Source organism: Xanthomonas sp. NCPPB 2933 (genome assembly GCF_056725225.1).
On record NZ_CM161518.1, the window covers coordinates 295,817 to 315,014 of the forward strand.

Sequence of the window (19,198 nt, forward strand, 5' to 3'; positions counted from 1 at the left end):
CGAGATGTAAATTCTCCGTTATTCGATGGAACGCGACATGAATTTTGAACTGACTGGTGCATGAATCATCGCGCCCGGTTCAGTTCCGGTTTTTGTCATCAAGCTGCAATGCGTGTGGCGCACACGCAAAGCGTGATGGGGTGTGAGTTACCTCGCGCCAATGTGAGATGCGCGTGTAGAAGCACCTGTTTTACAGCGATTTTTGCCATCTGCATCAAGGCGAGGACATTGCACTGACGCTGCGGCTGGGACCATGCAGGCTTGTTGAACATCTCTGGAGCTGCATCGTGGCGAAGAAAAAGACGTTGGCGCGGTTTCTGGCCGAGACGCTGCAGAGCGCGGGTGTGGAGCGGATCTGGGGTGTGACCGGCGACAGCCTCAACGGCTTGACCGATGCCTTGCGTGAGATGCAGACGATCGAGTGGATGCATGTGCGCCACGAAGAAGTCGCCGCATTCGCCGCTGGCGCCGAGGCGGCAGTGACCGGCCAGCTGGCCGTGTGTGCGGGCAGCTGCGGGCCGGGCAATCTGCACCTGATCAACGGGCTGTTCGATTGCCATCGCAGCCGTCAGCCGGTGCTGGCGATCGCCGCGCATATTCCCTCGTCCGAGATCGGGCTGAGTTATTTTCAGGAGACCCACCCGCAGGAGTTGTTCCGCGAGTGCAGTCACTTCGTGGAGTTGGTGACCAACCCGGCGCAGCTGCCGGAAGTGCTGCATCGGGCGATGCGCACCGCCATCCTGCAGCAGGGTGTGGCGGTGGTGGTGATCCCCGGCGATATCGCGTTGCTGGAAATGGACAAGCACGTGTCCAGTGCCTGGCCGCAACTGCGCCAGCCGCGCGTGCTGCCAGCCGCCGAAGACGTGGCGCAGTTGGCCGAGCTGTTGCAGCAAAGCGAGGCGATCACGCTGTTGTGCGGCAGCGGCTGTGCGGGTGCACACGATGCGGTGGTGGCATTGGCCGACACCTTGGGTGCGCCGATCGTGCACGCGTTGCGCGGGAAAGAATATGTGGAGTGGGAAAACCCGTTCGATGTCGGCATGACCGGTCTGATCGGTTTCAGTTCCGGCTACCACGCAATGCTCAACTGCGACACCTTGATCATGTTGGGCACGGATTTCCCGTATCGGCAGTTCTACCCGAAGGACGCGACCATCGTGCAGGTGGATCGCGACCCCGGCGCATTGGGACGGCGCACGCCCTTGCAACTGGGTATCGCAGCGGATGTGGGTGAAACCATTGCCGCCTTGCTGCCGCACCTGCAGCAACGCGAGAAGCGCGACTTCCTGGAGAAATCGCTTGCGCATTACCGCAAGGCGCGCGAAGGGCTGGACGATCTGGCGGTGCCGGCAGACCCGGGCGAGCCGCTGCATCCGCAATTCGTGGTGCGGATGATCAGCCAGATTGCCGACCAGGATGCAGTGTTTACCTGCGATGTCGGCACGCCGACGGTGTGGGCCGCGCGCTATCTGCGCATGAACGGACAACGCCGTTTGCTCGGCTCGTTCAATCACGGTTCGATGGCCAATGCGATGCCGCAGGCGCTGGGTGCGCAAGCGGCGTTTCCGGGCCGTCAGGTGATTTCGCTGTCTGGCGATGGCGGCTTTGCGATGTTGATGGGCGATTTCATCTCGCTGGCGCAGCTGCGTCTGCCGGTGAAGATCGTGGTGTTCAACAATGCCTCGCTGGGATTTGTGGCGATGGAGATGAAGGCCGCCGGCTATCTGGACACCGGCACCGAGTTGCGCAATCCGGACTTCGCTGCGATGAGCAATGCGATGGGTATTTTGGGCATCCGTGTGGATGAGTCGTCGCAGCTGGAACGTGCATTGCGGCAGGCGTTTGCGCATTCCGGCCCGGCGTTGGTGGATGTGCGCATCGCCACACAGGAACTGGCAGTGCCGCCGGCGATCAAGTTGGAACAGGCCAAGGGGATGGGCCTGTATCTGCTCAAGGCGGTGATGAGTGGTCGCGGCGATGAGGTGATCGATCTGGTCAAGACCAATATGCGTTAACGCCATCGCCGCGTTCGCCACTGCACGTCTTCATCGGATCCTTTCGTATGCCTCGTTCGTTGTTGCGCCAATTGCTGTTGATCTGGGTGGTGATCCTTGCCGCCTGCGTGGGCGTGGCCACGATGTTGTATGGCCTTTACCGACAGACCGAAGGCGTGCGGTTGGACGAAGCGCGCCAGCAATTGACCGCGCAGTGCACGCGCATCGTGCAGCGCTACGCCGGTGCAAGCGAGGCCGCGCGCAGTGGCGACAACGGGGCCGGGCTGGCGGCGGTGGTGGTGCAGTTGGTGCTGGCCGATGCGCCCGGTGTGGAGGGCGGCGTGTGGAATCTCGACAAGGGATTCATTGCGTACGCCTATCCCACTTACGACGGCAGCGATCACAAGACCGATATCCCCGCTGCCGAGTGGACCACGATCGTCAGTACCGCGCGGCAGAGCGCAGTGGGCAACAAGGCGGTGGAATTTCGTCGCGATGGCAGTCGCGAAGTGGTGTTGATCAGCGCCTGCCCGCTGGCCTCGGGCACCGCCGCATGGACCATGTCGCGGGTGCCGGCGAGTACCTCCGATGCCTGGCGGCCGTTGGTGATCGGCATGTTGCTGATCTTCGCCATGGTGGCGGTGTCGGCGATTGCGTTAGGCGTGGTGGTACGGCGTTGGAGTCAGCGCCTGCGGCGGATCCAGCAGGCGATCGCCGCCGATACCGAGCTCCCGCAGATTCCGGTCACCGGTGCCCCCGAGCTGGATCGGTTGGGCGCTGCGGTGAGCGACTACGCACAGCGCAATGCGCAAGCGCTGGCGCAGACACGGCGGCTGGCCGACGAGCTATCCCGGCACGAACGTCTGGCCGCGCTGGGCCGCCTGACAGCGACGGTGGCGCATGAGATTCGTAACCCGATCGCCACCATGCGTCTGGCGGTGGAAAACGATATCGCCAGCCGGCAGAGCACGCCGGACGATGCCGCGCATGGCGAGCTGATGCTGGGGCAGATCCGCCGCCTGGATGGGGTGGTGGAAAGTCTGCTCGGCATGGTGCAGCCGATCCGTCTGCAGTTGGAAACGGTGGTGGTGCAGGACTGGTTGGCGACCTTGCTGGATCCGGCCTTGCTACCGCCAGGCACGCCTGCGCCACAGCTGCGCGTGCCTGCTATGCCGTTGCAATGGACGCTCGACCCGCAGCAGCTCGGGCGCGCCGTGCACAATCTGCTGCGCAACGCGTTGCAGCATGCCGACGCAGGCAGCACGGTGACGTTGGAGGCCAGCGCCAGCGATGATTTGTTGCAGCTACAGGTCTGCAATCGCGGCGCGGCGATTGCCAAGACCATTGCAGCGCAGTTGTTCGAGCCGTTCGTCAGCGGTCGCAGCGATGGCAATGGCCTCGGTCTTGCCCTGGTGCGCGAGATCGCGCGCGCGCATGGCGGGCAGGTGCGTTACGTACATGCCGATGGCATGACCCATTTCATTGTGGAGCTGCCATGGCGCGCATCCTGATTATCGATGACGATGCGGCGTTTCTTGCCACCTTGCAGGCAACGCTGCGCTCGCTCGGCCATACGGTGATCGCGGTCGATAACGGCGCCGATGGATTGGCGCGCTTGAACGAGGGCGGTATCGAGCTGGCGTTCGTGGACTTCCGCATGCCCGGGATGGACGGGATCCAGGTGCTGCGCGCGCGGGCGGACGATGCCCGTGCGCATCAGGTGCCCTTGGTGATGCTCACCGCGTACGCGTCCAGCGGCAACACCATCGAAGCGATGACGCTGGGTGCGTTCGATCACCTGGTCAAACCGGTGGGGCGTGCCGATATCGTCGAGGTGGTGGAGCGTGCATTGGCAAGTCGCGCTGACACCGACGCCGATACCGCGGCGACCGAGCTGCCTGAAGACGACGATGCCCTGGTCGGCCACAGCCCGGCGATGCGTAACGTGCATAAACGCATCGGGTTGGCGGCAGCCTCCGATTTGCCGGTGTTGATCACAGGCGAGACCGGCACCGGCAAGGAGCTCGCCGCGCGCGCCTTGCATCGTGCCAGCGCACGCGCGAATGCGGCGTTCGTGGCGGTCAATTGCGCGGCGATTCCGTTGGAGTTGATGGAGAGCGAGTTGTTCGGCCATCGCAAGGGCGCGTTTTCCGGGGCGACCGGCGACCGCATTGGCCTGATTCGCGAGGCCGATGGCGGTACCTTGTTTCTGGACGAGATCGGCGACATGCCGCTGCCGATGCAGGCCAAGTTGCTGCGCTTTCTGCAGGAAGGTGAAGTCACGCCCCTGGGTGGCCGCGGCGCGCAGAAGGTGGATGTGCGCGTGCTGGCGGCCACGCATCGCGATCTGGCGGCGTGGGTGACCGCAGGCCAGTTCCGCAGCGACCTGCGTTATCGCCTGAATGTGGTGCCGATCGAGCTGCCGCCGCTGCGCGAACGCGGGCAGGACATCGTGCTGCTTGCGCAGTATTTTTTGCGCACCGGCGAAGGCGCAGCGCGTGCGTTGTCGCCGGACGCGCAAGCTCGGCTGCTGGCCTATCCGTGGCCCGGCAACGTGCGTGAGCTACGGAATGTCATGCAACGCAGTCAGCTGCTGGTGCGTGGCCACAGCATCACCGCCGAGGATCTGGACGAGGCGCTTGGTCACAGTGCCGAGCAACCCGTGACGACGGCGCCGCAGGAAGGCACCTTGCCCGAGGCAGTAGCGCGACTGGAAAAACAGATGATCCAGGACGCATTGGCGCACAGTGGCGGTAACCGCGCCGAAGCCGCGCGCCGGCTCGGCATTCATCGCCAGCTGCTGTATCGCAAGCTCGATGAGTATGGGTTGTAGTAGGCGCAGCGATAAAACCCGAATGCGATGTTTGCAGGCTGGCGTAGTCGGTGTTTTGGCTGCGATGCAGTACGCGCACAGCAACACGCGCACATGTGGGTGATTGCAGGCCGCTGGTGCCACACGCAGTGCTTGGCCACTGATGTTCACAGCAGATCTTGCGCCGGGAGAGTGCTCTTGCTTTCGCATAGTCATGCATAAAGAGGCTGAAAAGTGTCTGCAAAGCGGACAGTGGTGTATGAAACGCAGACGCTCATTCGTCCAACTGCATGTGCAAAACCCTTGAAAAACAACGCATTCGACGTTGGCACGATTGCTGCTTTGTCTTCAGGGCAAGCGGCGCTCCTGCCGCTCTGGAGACATCACATGATTCGTCAGACCGCACTCGCTTTCGCACTGGCCTGCAGCGTGGCGACCGCCGCCGCGCAGGTTCCTGCAGCGCCGGCCGCACCGGTTGCCCCGCGTCCGCCGGTTGGCATGCCACCACCGGCGCCGCCGATGCCGCCTGCACCACCTGCACCGGTCGCCGCTACCCCGGTGAGTGTGACCGGCACCGTCGAGCGCTTCATGCTCAATCCCAACGGCGAGGTCGACGGCCTGTGGTTGCGCGATGGCACCCAGGTGGCGTTTGCGCCGCATCTGTCCGGCGAACTGCAGGCAGCCGTGCGCCGTGGCGATGCGGTCACCGTGCAGGGTTATCGCCTGGGCAGCCTGCCGGTGCTACGTGCCAGCAGCATCCGTTCCACGCGTGGTGGGCGCGAGGTGGTCGACCGACCGCCGCCGACCGCCGCCATGCCGCCCGCGCCTCCGGCACCCGCCGCATTGACGCCGTTGCAGGCCGAGGGACGCATCGAGCGGTTGGTCTACGGCCCCGGTGGCGAGACCAATGGCGCATTGCTGAGCGATGGCACGCTGGTGCGGATGCCGCCGCATCTGGCGCTGCAGTTCGGCGATTTGTTGCGCACCGGTGCGCCGCTGAGCGTAAGCGGCTTCGGTGTTGCCACGGCCACCGGCCGCGCCATCGAAGCCACGCAGTTGGGTCGCGATCGTGCCTCGCAGCGCGCCTTGTTCAGTCCTCCGCGCCCGGATGGTCCGGTGCCGCCCGCACCACCGGCGCCGCCTGTCCCGCCGGCCGCACCGCCACCCCCGGCTCCGGCGCCGCGTTGATCCATCGCGCTGTCGCACACGCGGCGGCGCTCACACCGTTTCTCTCTATGCGCCTGTCCTGCCACGTGTCATGCGTGGCGACGGGCGCGGCTTGCCGGCATTGGCCGGTCCTACTTTCGTTGGAGTTCTTTCATGCATTGGGTCGATCCTGATTTCCTTCCCGAAACCCGCGGCACGCTGGCACGCTTTCTGCTCAATCCCAAGGCCGATATCGATGGCCTGCTGCTGACCGACGGCACCGAAGTGCACACACCGCCGCATCTGTCTGCCGCCTTGCTCAAGGCGCTCAAGCCCGGCAGCACGTTGACCGTGCGTGGCCTCAAGCCGCGCGATGTGGACATGCTGGTGGCACTGGCGATCGATCCGGAAGGCGGCAAGCGCATTCTCGATGAAGGCCCGCATGGGCCGCACGTCAAACCCAAGCCCAAACCGCCTGCCGGCAAGCCACCCAAGCCGCAACGTACCCAGCACAGCGGCAGCATTGCGCGGTTGCTGCACGGCCCGCACGGGCAGGTGCACGGCGTGTTGCTGGATGACGGGGTCACGGTGCGGTTTCCACCGCATGCTGGCGCCGACTTTTCCAAGCAGCTGATCGTTGGCAAGGCGCTGGTGGCAGAAGGCGATACCCAGGCGACGCCGCACGGCGTGCTGATCCACGCGCATGCGTTGGGCGCCAAGGCCGCATCGCTGAAGCAGATCGAGCATCCGCATGGCCCGGGTGCACATAAGCCCAAGCCCAAGCACTAGGTGCCCGCGATGCGGCTGCCGCGTTGGTGCGATGCGATCGCAATCGGGTCGGCCATGCACGCCAGCGTGCGCAGTCGCTTTCCATCGTGTAACGGAGAACGCCGATGCGCATGAGCACACCGCGCCCACGTGGCAGCCGCGCACTGGAGGCGCTGCATTTCAGCGTGGCCGATGTGCAGGACGGGCTGGGGCCGTTTCTCAGCGTGTTTTTGCAATCCAAGGGCTGGTCGGTGGCGGCGATCGGTACGGTGATGAGTGTGGGCGGCATCGCCGGCATGCTTGCCACCACGCCGGCTGGCGCACTGGTCGATACCACCCGGCGCAAGCGCGCCGTGGTGGTGGTCGGCTGTCTGACGATTCTGCTGGCCACTGCACTGATCTGGCTGCGGCCGAGCTCCTCCGGTGTGGTCGCCGCACAGATCGTCTCGGCGTTGGCGGCAGCCGGTATCGGCCCGGCGCTCACCGGCATCACCTTGGGGCTGGTGCATGCGCGTGGGTTCGATCATCAACTGGCGCGCAATCAGGTCGCCAACCATGCCGGCAACATGCTGGCCGCACTATTGGCCGGCTGGCTGGGATGGCGGTACGGGTTTGCGGCGATCTTTGTGCTCACCGCAGCTTTCGGCATGCTGGCGATCGTGGCGGTGTGGCTGATTCCGTCGGCGGCCATCGACCATCGCGCCGCGCGCGGTCTGGGCAACACCGACGGCACGGACACTCTCAGTGGTTGGCGCGTCTTGCTGACCTGCCGACCGCTGGCGTTGCTGGCCGTCACCCTGGGGCTGTTCCATCTGGGCAATGCAGCGATGTTGCCGCTCTACGGCATGGCGATCGTAGCCGCGCATGCGGGCGACCCGAGTGCGCTGACGGCCACCACGATTGTGGTGGCGCAGGCCACGATGGTGGTGGTGGCGTTGTTGGCGATGCGCTGGATCCGCGTGCACGGACATTGGTGGGTGTTGCTGGTGGCGTTCATGGCGTTGCCATTGCGCGCGCTGGTCGCCGCATCGCTGATCCAGGGCTGGGGCGTGTTTCCGGTGCAGATGCTCGATGGACTCGGTGCCGGCCTGCAGGCCGTGGTGGTGCCGGCGCTGGTGGCGCGTTTGCTGCAGGGCACCGGGCGCGTCAATGTCGGTCAGGGTGCGGTGATGACGGTGCAAGGTGTGGGCGCGGCACTGAGCCCGGCATTCGGTGGCTGGCTGGCGCACGCCTTCGGCTATCGCGTCGCGTTTTTGGCGCTGGGCGCGATCGCGTTGTTGGCGGTGGCGCTGTGGGCAGGCTGCCGCGGCATGTTGCGGTCAGCGATCGATGTGCAAGCGGTGCAGTGAAGCGGTGGCATGAGCGCGGCGCCCAGGCACAACATCGCAAGCAACAATCGAGTGGTGCGGATTGCGCGCAGAACCATCACCGTCGCGCGATACGCCGCTTTCCGGCAGCGATTAGCCGCCCGTCAGTTGTGCAGTCGTATCGATCATTGCGACTTACTGACCGCCGCTGAAGTCCCACTGCCGCCAGGCTTCGAACACCATGACCGCGACCGTGTTGGACAGATTGAGGCTGCGGTTGTCCGGTCGCATCGGCACACGCAGCCGGTGCTGTGGCGGGATGGATTCCAGTACATCGGCCGGCAGGCCACGGGTTTCCGGGCCAAACAAAAAGGCATCGCCATCTGCGAACTGCGGTGTGTCGTAACGCACGCTGCTACGCGTACTCAGTGCAAACACGCGCTTGGGCGCAATTGCGGCAAGTGCGGTGGGCAGGTCGGCATGCACCTGCAGGGTTGCGTACTCGTGATAGTCCAGGCCGGCGCGTTTGAGCTGCTTGTCGCTGAGGTCGAAGCCGAGCGGCTCGATCAGGTGCAGGCGCGCGCCGGTGTTGGCGCACAAGCGAATCACATTGCCCGTATTGGGCGGAATTTCTGGCTGAAACAGGATGACATCGAGGACGGGTGCTGACATGCGCGCAAGTGTAACTGCGCGCGTGCTTAAAGGCCGAGAGTGGCGCTGACCAGCGCTTCCAGCTCGACCGGCGCCGGCTGCAGCTGCGGCACCGGCAGGTTGACGATGACCTGCCCCATCAGCGCGCCAATGGCGGCAGCGGCCTGGCCCGAAGCGGTCTGTGCACTGGCGGCGGTGCTGCGGACCACCAGGTCGGCGCGCTGTTCGGCCGAGGGGCGGACCTGGACGGTCGCCAGGGTGACGATGCGCGGGCCAGCCTGTTCGGCGGCGAGTGCAGCCAGTTGCTCGGCCGACGGACGCACCTGCACGGCGCTCAGGGTGCGGATGTCGCTGCTGCGCTCCAGTATCTGCTGGGCGATCTGGTCGGCAGCCGGGCGAACCTGCACGGTGTCCAGCGTGGTCAGGCTGGCGGCCTGGGCAAAGCCGGCCAGGGCGGTGCCGGCGAGCAGGGCGGCGGAGAGGGCGATGCGCAGGGTCTGGGTCTTCATGGTGAGGTCTCTTGGTGTGGGTGGGCAGTGGTGTGGTAGTAATGTAGTACACCGTTTCGGTATGCGCAAGGATTTTCTTGGTGCTTTTTTATTTATTCAGCCGGGAGTCAGATTCAGGTGGATACACGACACGGCTGGGCTGCTTGCCGATGAACTAGAGCAAATGGCGTGCCAGCATCAGTACATTGATTTCAAAGGGATTTTTTGTTCGCGGCAGTGTCCGCGTCCGGACACCCGGACGCGCGCGGCGCCTGCGGACAGCGCAGCGGAGAGGTCGTCAGGGCGATGGAGGTGATATTCGGCGCGCTGAATGACTCGATGGCGGGCACACGGCACGCGCTGATTGCCGGCAGACAACTGCGGCACAATCCGGCTTTACCCACAGGTGTCTAAGACTTATGCGCGTGCTCATGCTGTCTGTTCTGGTTGCCGCTACCACCGCGGCCTGCACCTGGGTGCCGATCGAACAAAGCGGCAAGAGCGTGCAGGTCCTGCCCGCAGGCCCTGTGCCAGCTGGCTGTCAGCAGCAGGGCGAGGTCGTGGTGTCGGTCAAGAGCAAGGTCGGCTTCTATAACCGCAACCCGTTGCGGGTGCAGGAAGAGCTGGAGACGCTGGCACGCAACGAGGCCCCCGGCGCCAATGCCAACACGGTCCAAGCGCAGGGCCAGCCGGCCGATGGCAGCCAGCGTTTCAACGCGTTCCGCTGCCCGCCGCGCTGAACCGTTGGGCTAGAGCGAGGCCGGTTCAATTGTAAAGATGCGGTAAAAGCGGCCAGCAGCTAGACTGACGCCCCCTCGCCTGACGCCATGGCGCTATTTCGATGCTCTTCCAGAATGTCTCCATCGCGGGACTGGCGCATATTGATGCGCCGCACACGCTGACTTCCAAGGAAATCAACGAGCGCCTGCAACCGACCTACGACCGTCTCGGGATCAAGACCGACGTGTTGGGCGACGTTGCCGGTATCCATGCACGGCGCCTGTGGGACCAGGATGTCCAGGCATCGGACGCCGCCACGCTGGCCGCACGCAAGGCCCTGATCGACGCCGGCATCGGCATCGAAAAGATCGGCCTGCTGGTCAACACCTCGGTGAGCCGCGACTACCTGGAGCCGTCCACGGCCTCCATCGTGTCCGGCAACCTTGGGGTCGGCGACCACTGCGTGACCTTCGACGTGGCCAACGCCTGCCTTGCCTTCATCAACGGCATGGACATCGCCGCCCGCATGCTGGAGCGTGGCGAGATCGACTACGCGCTGGTCGTGGATGGCGAGACCGCCAACCTGGTCTACGAAAAGACCCTCGAGCGCATGACCTCGCCGGACGTCACCGAGGAAGAGTTCCGCAACGAACTCGCCGCGCTGACGTTAGGCTGCGGCGCTGCGGCCATGGTGATGGCGCGCACCGAGCTGGTGCCCGACGCGCCGCGCTACAAGGGTGGCGTGACCCGCTCGGCCACCGAGTGGAACAAGCTGTGCCGGGGCAACCTGGACCGCATGGTCACCGACACCCGGCTGCTGCTGATCGAAGGCATCAAGCTGGCGCAGAAGACCTTCCTGGCCGCCAAGCAGGCGATGGGCTGGGCGGTGGACGAGCTGGACCAGTTCGTCATCCACCAGGTCAGCCGCCCGCATACCGCCTCGTTCGTGAAGTCGTTCGGCATCGACCCGGCCAAGGTCATGACCATCTTCGGCGAGCACGGCAATATCGGCCCGGCGTCGGTGCCGATCGTGCTCAGCAAGCTCAAGGAGCTGGGCCGCCTGAAGAAGGGCGACCGGATCGCGCTGATGGGCATCGGGTCGGGGCTGAATTGCTCGATGGCGGAAGTGGTTTGGTGAGTTGCATCTAGCGACGTGTTAAAAAAAATGGATTTTTAGTACACGTCATTGCATCATGTTCGCTCTTGCAACATGACCGGTGTAGGCATGGACGACACGCTGGTGTTCAACCCCGAGCAGCCGTACAACGCGCTCCCGCCGCTTCCTCCGGCGGGAGACATCGAAACGCGCAGCCTGCTCAAGGCCTGCATCGTTGCACGCACCGCGCTGGCCGAGCTGAAGCAGGCCACCGCGCTGTTGCCCAATCCGGCAGTGCTCATCAACACGATCCCGATCCTGGAAGCACAGGCCAGTTCGGAGATCGAAAATATCGTCACCACAACGGACGACTTGTTCCGTTATGCAGACGATCAGGAACGCGCCCAGAACCCGGCAACCAAAGAAGCCCTGCGTTACCGCAGCGCGCTCTACGAAGGGTTCCAGTCGCTGCGGCGACGACCGCTATGTACCGACACCGCCGTGGTGGTGTGCAGCCGCATCAAGGCCGTGCAGATGCAGATCCGTCGCGTGCCCGGGACTGCGCTGGCCAATGAGCAGATCCATCAGATCATCTATACCCCGCCGGTTGGCGAGGCATTGCTGCGCGACAAGCTGGCGAACTGGGAGCGCTTTATTCACGAGCACACCGACATCGATCCGCTGATTCGGATGGCGGTGGCGCACTACCAGTTCGAAGCGATCCACCCGTTCACCGATGGCAATGGGCGCACCGGGCGTGTCTTGAATCTGCTGATGCTGATCGAGCAAGGGTTGCTCGATGTTCCCGTGCTGTACCTGTCGCGCTACCTCATCCGCCATCGCAGCGACTACTACCGCTTGCTACTAGATGTCACACGGCATGGTCGCTGGGCCGAATGGATTCAGTACATGCTCGCAGCTGTTGCCGAGACCGCTGCATGGACGACGGCAAAGATCCAGGCAATCCGCGAATTGGAAACGCAGGCGCGAGACCACGTGCGAGAACACGCTCCCAAGGCCTACAGCCGCGAACTCGTTGAACTGATCTTCAATCAGCCGTACTGCCGCATCCAGAATGTGGTGGACGTGATGGGCGTCACCCGGCAGACCGCTGCACGCCATCTCAAGGAACTGGTGGATATCGGCATGCTGCAAGAGCAGCGCCTGGGTAAAGAAAAATTGTTCCTGCATCCGGCGTTTCTGCACCTGCTATCCAGTGATGGGCATCAACTGCCGACTTATCGGATGCATTTGCGGGAAGCGGAATGACGCTGGCTGTGTACTCCGACATCTGCCACGCGTTGGAGATGTCGCAATACGGCGATCACCGTGGTGCTCCTCGTCTGTACGTGCCACGTCAACATCTGCATCACGCAGCTTCTCTTGAAACGAATTGGATACTTTTGCCATGACCTACCCCGGCTATCCCTTCACTCCCAAGCGCCTTGAGGTGCGTCCCGGCATTGCGATGTCGTATCTGGACGAAGGTCCGCGCGATGGCGAAGTCGTCGTGATGCTGCACGGCAATCCGTCGTGGAGTTATCTGTGGCGGAACCTGGTGAGTGGCCTGTCGGATCGTTACCGCTGCATCGTGCCCGACCATATCGGCATGGGGCTGTCCGACAAGCCGGACGATGCGCCCGACGCGCAGCCGCGTTACGACTACACGCTGCAGTCGCGCGTGGACGATCTGGACACGCTGTTGCGGCATCTGGATATCAGCGGGCCGATCACGCTGACGGTGCACGATTGGGGCGGCATGATCGGCTTCGGCTGGGCGTTGTCGCATCACGCGCAGGTCAAGCGGCTGGTGATCACCAACACCGCCGCATTCCCGTTGCCGCCGGAAAAGCCGATGCCGTGGCAGATTGCGATGGGCCGGCATTGGCGGCCGGGCGAGTGGTTTATCCGTACGTTCAACGCGTTTTCGTCTGGCGCTTCGTGGTTTGGCGTATCGCGGCGGATGCCGGCCGCCGTGCGTCGCGCGTATGTGGCGCCGTACAACAACTGGCGCAACCGCATCTCCACCATTCGCTTCATGCAGGACATTCCGCTGTCGCCCGCCGACCAGGCCTGGTCGCTGCTGGAACGCTCGGCGCAGGCATTGCCCTCGTTTGCCGACCGCCCGGCTTTCATCGCGTGGGGGCTGCGCGATATCTGCTTCGACAAGCACTTCCTGGCCGGCTTCCGTAAGGCATTGCCGAATGCCGAAGTCACCGCGTTCGACGATGCCAATCACTACGTGCTGGAAGACAAGCACGAAGTGCTGGTGCCGGCGATCCGTGCGTTTTTGGAGCGCAATCCACTGTAAGCGCCGCTGGTTTACTCATGCAGGCGCACAGCAGGCGCGGTGCAAGCTGCGCGCAAAAAGCGGATGGACAAGTGGAGAGAATCGGCCACGCAGTCGTTCTGTGGGTCGCTGCGAGTGGATGCCGCACTTAATCGCAGCGATCAGCCGTTACTGCGGCGGCAGCGGATTGCGCTGTGCGTCGTCCACGCCGAGCCAATCGGCCTCGGTGAGCGCGTGCAGGCCGTGCGCCAATCGCGACTTGTCGCATTGCGCGCTGCGCTCCCCAAACTCCAGCGAGGCCGGCACGGCGGCGCAGGAGGAGGGGCGGCGGTCGTGGATGCTGCAGCGGCTGTAGCGACCGATGTCCGCGTCCAGTGCGATGCAGCGCGGCTGCGATTGCGAGGTGCCGCGCATAACGCGCTCGTGCGTGCGCAATGACTCGGTCAGCTCGATCGGCACCCTGCCGCCCAATGCGGGGTCGGCTTCGCTCCAGTGGAAACTGACGCGGAAGTAGGCGCAGCAAGCGCCGCAGGTGAGGCAGGGATGTGCCATGGAATGCCGGGCCTTGCGCGGCGAAACAACGTGGAGAGCGCGGCATTCTGACCGAACCACGCCACGATACAAGTGGCACGGACGCGCGCCTGTTAGCGGTTCATCTGCGCAAGTTGGGCAAGCGCATGTACACGATGGGGGCGAGTCGCACATTGGGCAGGAAATTTAGTGCGAACCCTGCACCGCATCGCTATGGCCGCATGGCGCTTCATCAGGGCAACTCGGGGATAGGCGATGCCGGCGCGCTCCATCGGGCGTATGACGTTTTGAAATGACGCAAGCGGGGCGGCACCGTCGGCGCATGGGTGATAATGCGGCAATGACAACTCTTCTCTGCAATATCGCCGCCACCCTGCCGGAACTCGCGCGCGAGCGCCCCGAGCAGATCGCCATCCGCTGCCCGGGCCGTCGCGCCGCCAACGGATTTGCTGCCTACGATGTGACTTTGAGCTATGCCGAGCTGGACGCGCGCAGCGATGCGATCGCCGCCGGGCTGGCATTGCATGGCATCGGACGTGGCGCGCGCGCGGTGGTGATGGTGCGTCCATCGCCGGAGTTCTTCCTGTTGATGTTTGCGTTGTTCAAGGCCGGTGCGGTGCCGGTGCTGGTGGATCCGGGTATCGACAAGCGCGCGCTCAAGCAATGCCTGGACGAAGCGCAGCCGCAGGCGTTTATCGGGATTCCGCTGGCGCAGCTGGCGCGTCGTCTGTTGCGTTGGGCACGCTCTGCCAAGCAGATCGTCACCGTCGGTGGCCGCTACGGCTGGGGCGGGGTGACGCTGGCGCGCGTGGAGCGCGATGGCGCCAGCGCCGGCAGTCAATTGGCCGACACTGCGCCGGACGATGTAGCGGCTATTCTGTTCACCAGCGGCTCCACCGGCGTACCGAAGGGCGTGGTGTATCGACACCGGCATTTCGTCGGGCAGATCGAGTTGCTGCGTAATGCATTCGACATGCAGCCCGGTGGTGTGGATCTACCGACGTTCCCGCCGTTTGCCTTGTTCGATCCGGCACTGGGGCTGACCTCGGTGATTCCGGACATGGATCCGACCCGCCCGGCCACCGCCGATCCGCGTAAGTTGCACGATGCGATCAACCGCTTCGGTGTGACGCAGTTGTTCGGCTCGCCGGCATTGATGCGTGTGTTGGCGGACTATGGCCAGCCACTGCCCAACGTGCGCCTGGCCACCTCGGCCGGTGCGCCGGTGCCGCCGGATGTGGTGGCCAAGATCCGCGCGCTGCTGCCGGCAGATGCGCAATTCTGGACGCCGTATGGCGCCACCGAATGTCTGCCGGTGGCAGCGATCGAAGGCCGCACGCTGGATGCCACCCGCGCAGCCACCGAGGCAGGTGCCGGCACCTGCGTGGGCCACGTGGTAGCACCCAACGAAGTGCGCATCATCGCCATCGACGATGCGGCCATTCCCGAGTGGAGCGGCGCGCGCGTGCTGGCGGTGGGCGAGGTCGGCGAGATCACCGTTGCCGGTCCCACCACCACCGATACCTACTTCAACCGCGACGCAGCCACGCGCATCGCCAAGATCCGTGAGCGCAGCAGTGATGGCAGCGAGCGCATCGTGCATCGCATGGGCGATGTGGGGTATTTCGATGCGGAAGGGCGCTTGTGGTTCTGCGGCCGCAAGACCCATCGCGTGGAAACTGCAACGGGCCCGCTCTACACCGAGCAGGTGGAGCCGGTGTTCAACGTGCATCCGCAGGTGCGGCGCACCGCGTTGGTCGGTGTGGGCGCAGCCGGACAGCAGCAACCGGTGCTGTGCGTGGAGTTGCAGCCGGGTGTCTCGGCATCGGCGTTTGCGGAGGTGGAAACCGCATTGCGTGCGTTGGGCGCTGCGCACCCGCACACTGCAGGGATCGCGCGTTTTCTGCGCCATTCCGGGTTTCCGGTGGACATCCGCCACAACGCCAAGATCGGTCGCGAAAAGCTGGCGGTCTGGGCGGCGCAGCAGTCGCACTGAGCCCAACGATGCGCGCGCGTTATCGTCTGGATGACCTGCGCATCGATGTGGCGCGTCAGCGCGTGGAGCGCGGCGGTGTCGCGCTCGAGGTTGGCGGGCTGAGTTTCCGCCTGCTGCACTATTTGCTGCAGCAGGGGCAGCGGGTGGTCGGTTTCGACGAGTTGATCCAGAACGTGTGGGCACCGGCGCTGGTCAACGAAGAAACCGTCACCCAGCGTGTGCGCCTGTTGCGGCAAGCCTTGGGCGACGACTCGCGGCAACCGCGTTACCTGCGCTCGGTACGCGGGCAGGGTTATCAACTCTGCGTACCGGTACAGCTCGAACAAGCATCGCCCGCAGACGCGCTGCGGCGACCTGGAGTCTGGATTGCTGCCGGCATCGTGGCGTTGGTCTGCATCGGCGCAGGCGTGATCTGGTGGCTGCAAACGCGTGATGCGCCACCAGCGCAAGCCGCATTGTTGCAGCGTGCCGATTACTACGCCGGCATCGGCCAGCGCGACGACAACGAACGCGCCATCGGCTTGTATCGCCAACGCCTGCAGGAAGCACCGGACGATCGACAGGCGCAACTCGGCCTCAGCCGCGCCTACAGTGCGCGCGTGTGCCAATACGACAGTGATGCCGCGTTTGCGCTACAAGCCTTGCGACTGGCCGATGCTGTTGTGGCCGTGCAACCGGGCCTTGCGGCAGCGTACGCCGCGCGTGGTTATGCGCTGGATTGTCAGGGCCGCAATGGCGATGCCTTGGCAGCCTACGAACAGGCACTGCAGCTGGATCCCAGTGCCGATGCGGTGCGCGGCTCGGCTGCGTATCTGTACGAGCGCCAGGGGAAATTGATGCAGGCGCTGTCGGCCAACCTGGCGGTGCGCGACCCGACGCGCGTGCGATTTTTGCCGATCCAGATCGCCAGCAATCTGAGTCTGCTCGGTTATGCGAGTGCAGCCGAGGCGCGCTACCGAAAGAATTTTCAGCTGTACCCGGACGATCCTTTCTCCAATCTGGCCTGGCCTACGTTCCTGTTCGAACATGGCCGCGCGGCCGAAGCGCAGACGGCGTTGAACGAGGCGCAGAGCCGTGGCACCGAGTACGCAGGGCTGTCGTTGCTACAGGCCGAGCTTGCGTGGCTACGTGATGACAAGGCGCTTGCGCGTGTAGCGGCGCTTCGTGCGGTGCAGCTCCGACCGCAGGGCAGCTTCGCGCAGACCGTGGCGTGGACGCTGCAGGCGCAGCCGCTACCGGAAGCCGCAACGCTGCATGTGCGCGCGCAGGAATTACTGCTCAGCGTGGAGCGCGGAGGCGACCCGTTCGATGCAGTCGACGCGGCAATGCTGCTGCTGTGTGCGGATGCTCCGGACGCGGCGATGCGCGCCCTGCAGCATGCCGAAGCCGCCGGCTACCGCAACGCCGGCTATCTGCGTCAGTCGCCGCTGCTGCAGCCGCTGCGCGCCCTGCCGGAGTTTGTAGCGTTGCTGACACGTATCGATGCCGATCTTGCTGCCCAGCGTGCGCAACTGCGTCGCCGCAATCTGTTGCCGGCAGATGCCGTGTGCGAGCGGGGCTAAGACACTGCATCGATTCGTTTGGATGCGCTTCACGCTCAAATCGCAGTACATGCGCTGTATGCCGCATACAGCAACTGCGCTCGCTGCTCATTGCGTAGTCGTGCGGTAAGCCACTTCGGAAAATTACTACACACACTGCTAGCCGGGCGCGGCCGGGTTTGTAGTTTTCATCAGCACTCGACAACGTAGACAGGTGCGATGTCCTCACCGCTTGCGGGACCGTGTGGCGGCATGGATGCCGCCACCGAGCCCCCAAGGATGGGTTCACGGCGTGTCCCGCAAGCGGTGAGGGCATCGCGCCCTCGACCCGCTCGGCCTGGGAGCATCCAACTGCGCCGAAGCTCAAGCTCTCGGTTGCTTTGAAAGCTGATCGAGCGGTGCGGATGCCTCGGGTGTAGAGCGCTTGGTCTGCGGTTTTTCTGCAGGGCCCTTGCCCGGCCACCATCGCGGGACACGCTGCAAGTACGTCCTTGTAAGCTCTTACGCGGCATCCATGCCGCGTAAGGTCCCGCGACGGTGGCCGGGCAAGGACCAGTCGAGAGGGTCGCTGTGCGTGGTTACAAGCAGTGTTGCGAGCATTGCATGCAGCGCGGCGTTCAGATGCGGTGGGGTCTGATCGGCTCCTTTCGATCTGCAATGTCACTGCCATTCCTGACATCACTCCACTCGTCAACGAAGGCGAATGCAGCCAGCGGGTTGGCGCTATCGATGCAGTTTTGGAGAGGTTTCGTTAGCGCGCTTGGTTGCCCTCAGGCAGCGCCTTGAGCACATAGTCGGTCAGCAACCGATGTGATTGCTGGTGCATCTGCCGGGTGTTGTAGGCGCTGCGCGTGAGCACTACCACCAACCGTTCTGCGGGTACGACGAAGACGTAGTTGCCGCCATTGCCGGACATCGCCCAGGTGTCGCGTTGCACGCCGTGCACCGGAAACAGGAAGTGCCAGAGTTGGTAGCCATAATCGACGTCCTCGCGTGCCTGCGCATGCACGCTGGTCATCGTGCCTATCCAGTTGGCGGCAATCACCTGGCGGCCTTGCCAACGTCCCTGTGCAAGTAGCAACTGGCCGAGTTTGGCCAGGTCGCGGCTGCGATAACGGGTGCCGCCACCGCCCATGCCCACCCCTTCGGACGACACATTCCACTGCACCTGCTCGATCCCGAGCGGCTTTTCGAGCACCTGTGCGGAGAATGCCTGCAGCCGCTGTCCGCTGGCTTTTTCCAGCACCGCACCGAGCAGGAAGGAGCCTGCGGTGCAATACGAAAACGCGCGGCCGTGCGGGCTCTGCGCGGGCCGCTGCGTCCATGGCGCGTAGCCACGGATCGGCAGATCCAGGGCGAACTGCGTCCAGTCCGCACTGACGTACATGCGCTCTTCGTTGCCGGCGGAAAAGGCGTTGTCGTCGTTGCATTCCAGCTGCGAGCTCATCGTGAGCAGGTCTTCGAGGGTGATGTCGCGCTTGCGCGGATCCGGATGCTGCCATTGGCGATCGCCGAAGTAGTCGTAGACCTTGGCTTGCGCGTTGGGGATCAACTTGCGCGCGATGGCCGCACCGACCAGCAGCCCGGTGACGCTCTTGGTCAACGAGCGGGTGTCGTGCAAGGTCTGGCGATCGGCATCGCCCAGGTAGTGTTCGTAGACCAGTACGCCATCGCGCACGATCAGCACGCTGGTGGTGGATGGCGCCAGATCGCCTGCCAGTGCCTGTTCCATCTGTGCAAGCACGGGCAGGTTCCAGCCGCTGGCGGCAGCGTTGGCGACCGGCCAGCCGTCATCCAGGGCCGGCGGCGGGGTGGCCGCTGGAGGCACAGTCGGTGACGCGGCAGCCGATGGACCTGG

General features: G+C 64.4%; 16 protein-coding genes. 12 read left to right on the forward strand and 4 right to left on the reverse strand.

What is annotated here, in order from left to right; genetic code table 11:
- The first annotated feature begins 305 nt into the window (after positions 1-305).
- The 6 genes from poxB to AC1PLU_RS01245 all read left to right on the forward strand — a co-directional run bounded on the left by poxB (position 306) and on the right by AC1PLU_RS01245 (position 8,069).
- Positions 306-2,015, forward strand: coding sequence for a ubiquinone-dependent pyruvate dehydrogenase (poxB, locus tag AC1PLU_RS01220; protein WP_481108441.1), 1,710 nt, complete (start codon positions 306-308; stop codon positions 2,013-2,015).
- Between the two features lie 47 nt (positions 2,016-2,062).
- On the forward strand, positions 2,063-3,505 hold the full coding sequence (locus AC1PLU_RS01225) for a sensor histidine kinase (RefSeq protein WP_481107464.1): 1,443 nt from the start codon (positions 2,063-2,065) through the stop codon (positions 3,503-3,505).
- Positions 3,490-4,827, forward strand: a complete 1,338-nt coding sequence (locus AC1PLU_RS01230; RefSeq protein WP_481107465.1) for a sigma-54-dependent transcriptional regulator — start codon at positions 3,490-3,492, stop codon at positions 4,825-4,827. Before AC1PLU_RS01225 ends, AC1PLU_RS01230 begins: the two co-directional genes overlap by 16 nt.
- A gap of 366 nt (positions 4,828-5,193) precedes the next feature.
- Positions 5,194-5,994, forward strand: coding sequence for a hypothetical protein (locus tag AC1PLU_RS01235; RefSeq protein ID WP_481107466.1), 801 nt, complete (start codon positions 5,194-5,196; stop codon positions 5,992-5,994).
- A 132-nt stretch (positions 5,995-6,126) separates the two neighbouring features.
- Complete coding sequence (locus AC1PLU_RS01240) at positions 6,127-6,741, forward strand: hypothetical protein (RefSeq protein WP_481107467.1); 615 nt, start codon at positions 6,127-6,129, stop codon at positions 6,739-6,741.
- 104 nt (positions 6,742-6,845) lie between these two features.
- Entirely contained in the window at positions 6,846-8,069 is a 1,224-nt protein-coding gene (locus AC1PLU_RS01245; RefSeq protein ID WP_481107468.1) for an MFS transporter, read from the forward strand.
- Between the two features lie 153 nt (positions 8,070-8,222).
- On the opposite strand, the gene AC1PLU_RS01250 is transcribed toward AC1PLU_RS01245, so the two are convergent.
- Together AC1PLU_RS01250 and AC1PLU_RS01255 are read right to left on the reverse strand one after the other, a co-directional pair.
- Positions 8,223-8,699, reverse strand: coding sequence for a tRNA (cytidine(34)-2'-O)-methyltransferase (locus tag AC1PLU_RS01250; RefSeq protein ID WP_104549545.1), 477 nt, complete (start codon positions 8,697-8,699; stop codon positions 8,223-8,225).
- Positions 8,700-8,725: 26 nt separating this feature from the next.
- Positions 8,726-9,187, reverse strand: a complete 462-nt coding sequence (locus tag AC1PLU_RS01255; RefSeq protein ID WP_481107469.1) for an XAC0231 family protein — start codon at positions 9,185-9,187, stop codon at positions 8,726-8,728.
- Positions 9,188-9,585: 398 nt separating this feature from the next.
- On the opposite strand from AC1PLU_RS01255, the gene AC1PLU_RS01260 reads away from it, so the two are divergent.
- The 4 genes from AC1PLU_RS01260 (at position 9,586) to AC1PLU_RS01275 (ending at position 13,293) form a co-directional block, all read left to right on the forward strand.
- Positions 9,586-9,906: a DUF4156 domain-containing protein gene (locus AC1PLU_RS01260; RefSeq protein ID WP_229011602.1), complete on the forward strand. Its 321-nt coding sequence runs from the start codon at positions 9,586-9,588 to the stop codon at positions 9,904-9,906.
- A gap of 101 nt (positions 9,907-10,007) precedes the next feature.
- On the forward strand, positions 10,008-11,024 hold the full coding sequence (locus tag AC1PLU_RS01265) for a 3-oxoacyl-ACP synthase III (RefSeq protein WP_023902138.1): 1,017 nt from the start codon (positions 10,008-10,010) through the stop codon (positions 11,022-11,024).
- An 87-nt stretch (positions 11,025-11,111) separates the two neighbouring features.
- Positions 11,112-12,251: a protein adenylyltransferase Fic gene (gene fic, locus AC1PLU_RS01270; RefSeq protein ID WP_481107470.1), complete on the forward strand. Its 1,140-nt coding sequence runs from the start codon at positions 11,112-11,114 to the stop codon at positions 12,249-12,251.
- 139 nt (positions 12,252-12,390) lie between these two features.
- On the forward strand, positions 12,391-13,293 hold the full coding sequence (locus tag AC1PLU_RS01275) for an alpha/beta fold hydrolase (RefSeq protein WP_481107471.1): 903 nt from the start codon (positions 12,391-12,393) through the stop codon (positions 13,291-13,293).
- A 147-nt stretch (positions 13,294-13,440) separates the two neighbouring features.
- Here AC1PLU_RS01275 and AC1PLU_RS01280 read toward each other — a convergent pair whose 3' ends face one another.
- Positions 13,441-13,824 carry a YkgJ family cysteine cluster protein gene (locus tag AC1PLU_RS01280; protein WP_115037089.1) on the reverse strand — a complete coding sequence of 128 codons (384 nt, stop codon included), beginning with the start codon at positions 13,822-13,824 and terminating at the stop codon, positions 13,441-13,443.
- A gap of 319 nt (positions 13,825-14,143) precedes the next feature.
- Between AC1PLU_RS01280 and oleC the strand changes: the two genes are divergently transcribed.
- Together oleC and AC1PLU_RS01290 are read left to right on the forward strand one after the other, a co-directional pair.
- A complete protein-coding gene (gene oleC / locus AC1PLU_RS01285) occupies positions 14,144-15,799 on the forward strand; it encodes an olefin beta-lactone synthetase (RefSeq protein ID WP_481107472.1) in 1,656 nt (551 codons plus the stop codon).
- An 8-nt stretch (positions 15,800-15,807) separates the two neighbouring features.
- Positions 15,808-17,361, forward strand: coding sequence for a winged helix-turn-helix domain-containing protein (locus AC1PLU_RS01290; RefSeq protein ID WP_481107473.1), 1,554 nt, complete (start codon positions 15,808-15,810; stop codon positions 17,359-17,361).
- A gap of 730 nt (positions 17,362-18,091) precedes the next feature.
- Here AC1PLU_RS01290 and AC1PLU_RS01295 read toward each other — a convergent pair.
- Complete coding sequence (locus tag AC1PLU_RS01295; RefSeq protein ID WP_481108442.1) at positions 18,092-19,072, reverse strand: serine hydrolase domain-containing protein; 981 nt, start codon at positions 19,070-19,072, stop codon at positions 18,092-18,094.
- Positions 19,073-19,198: the final 126 nt, after the last annotated feature.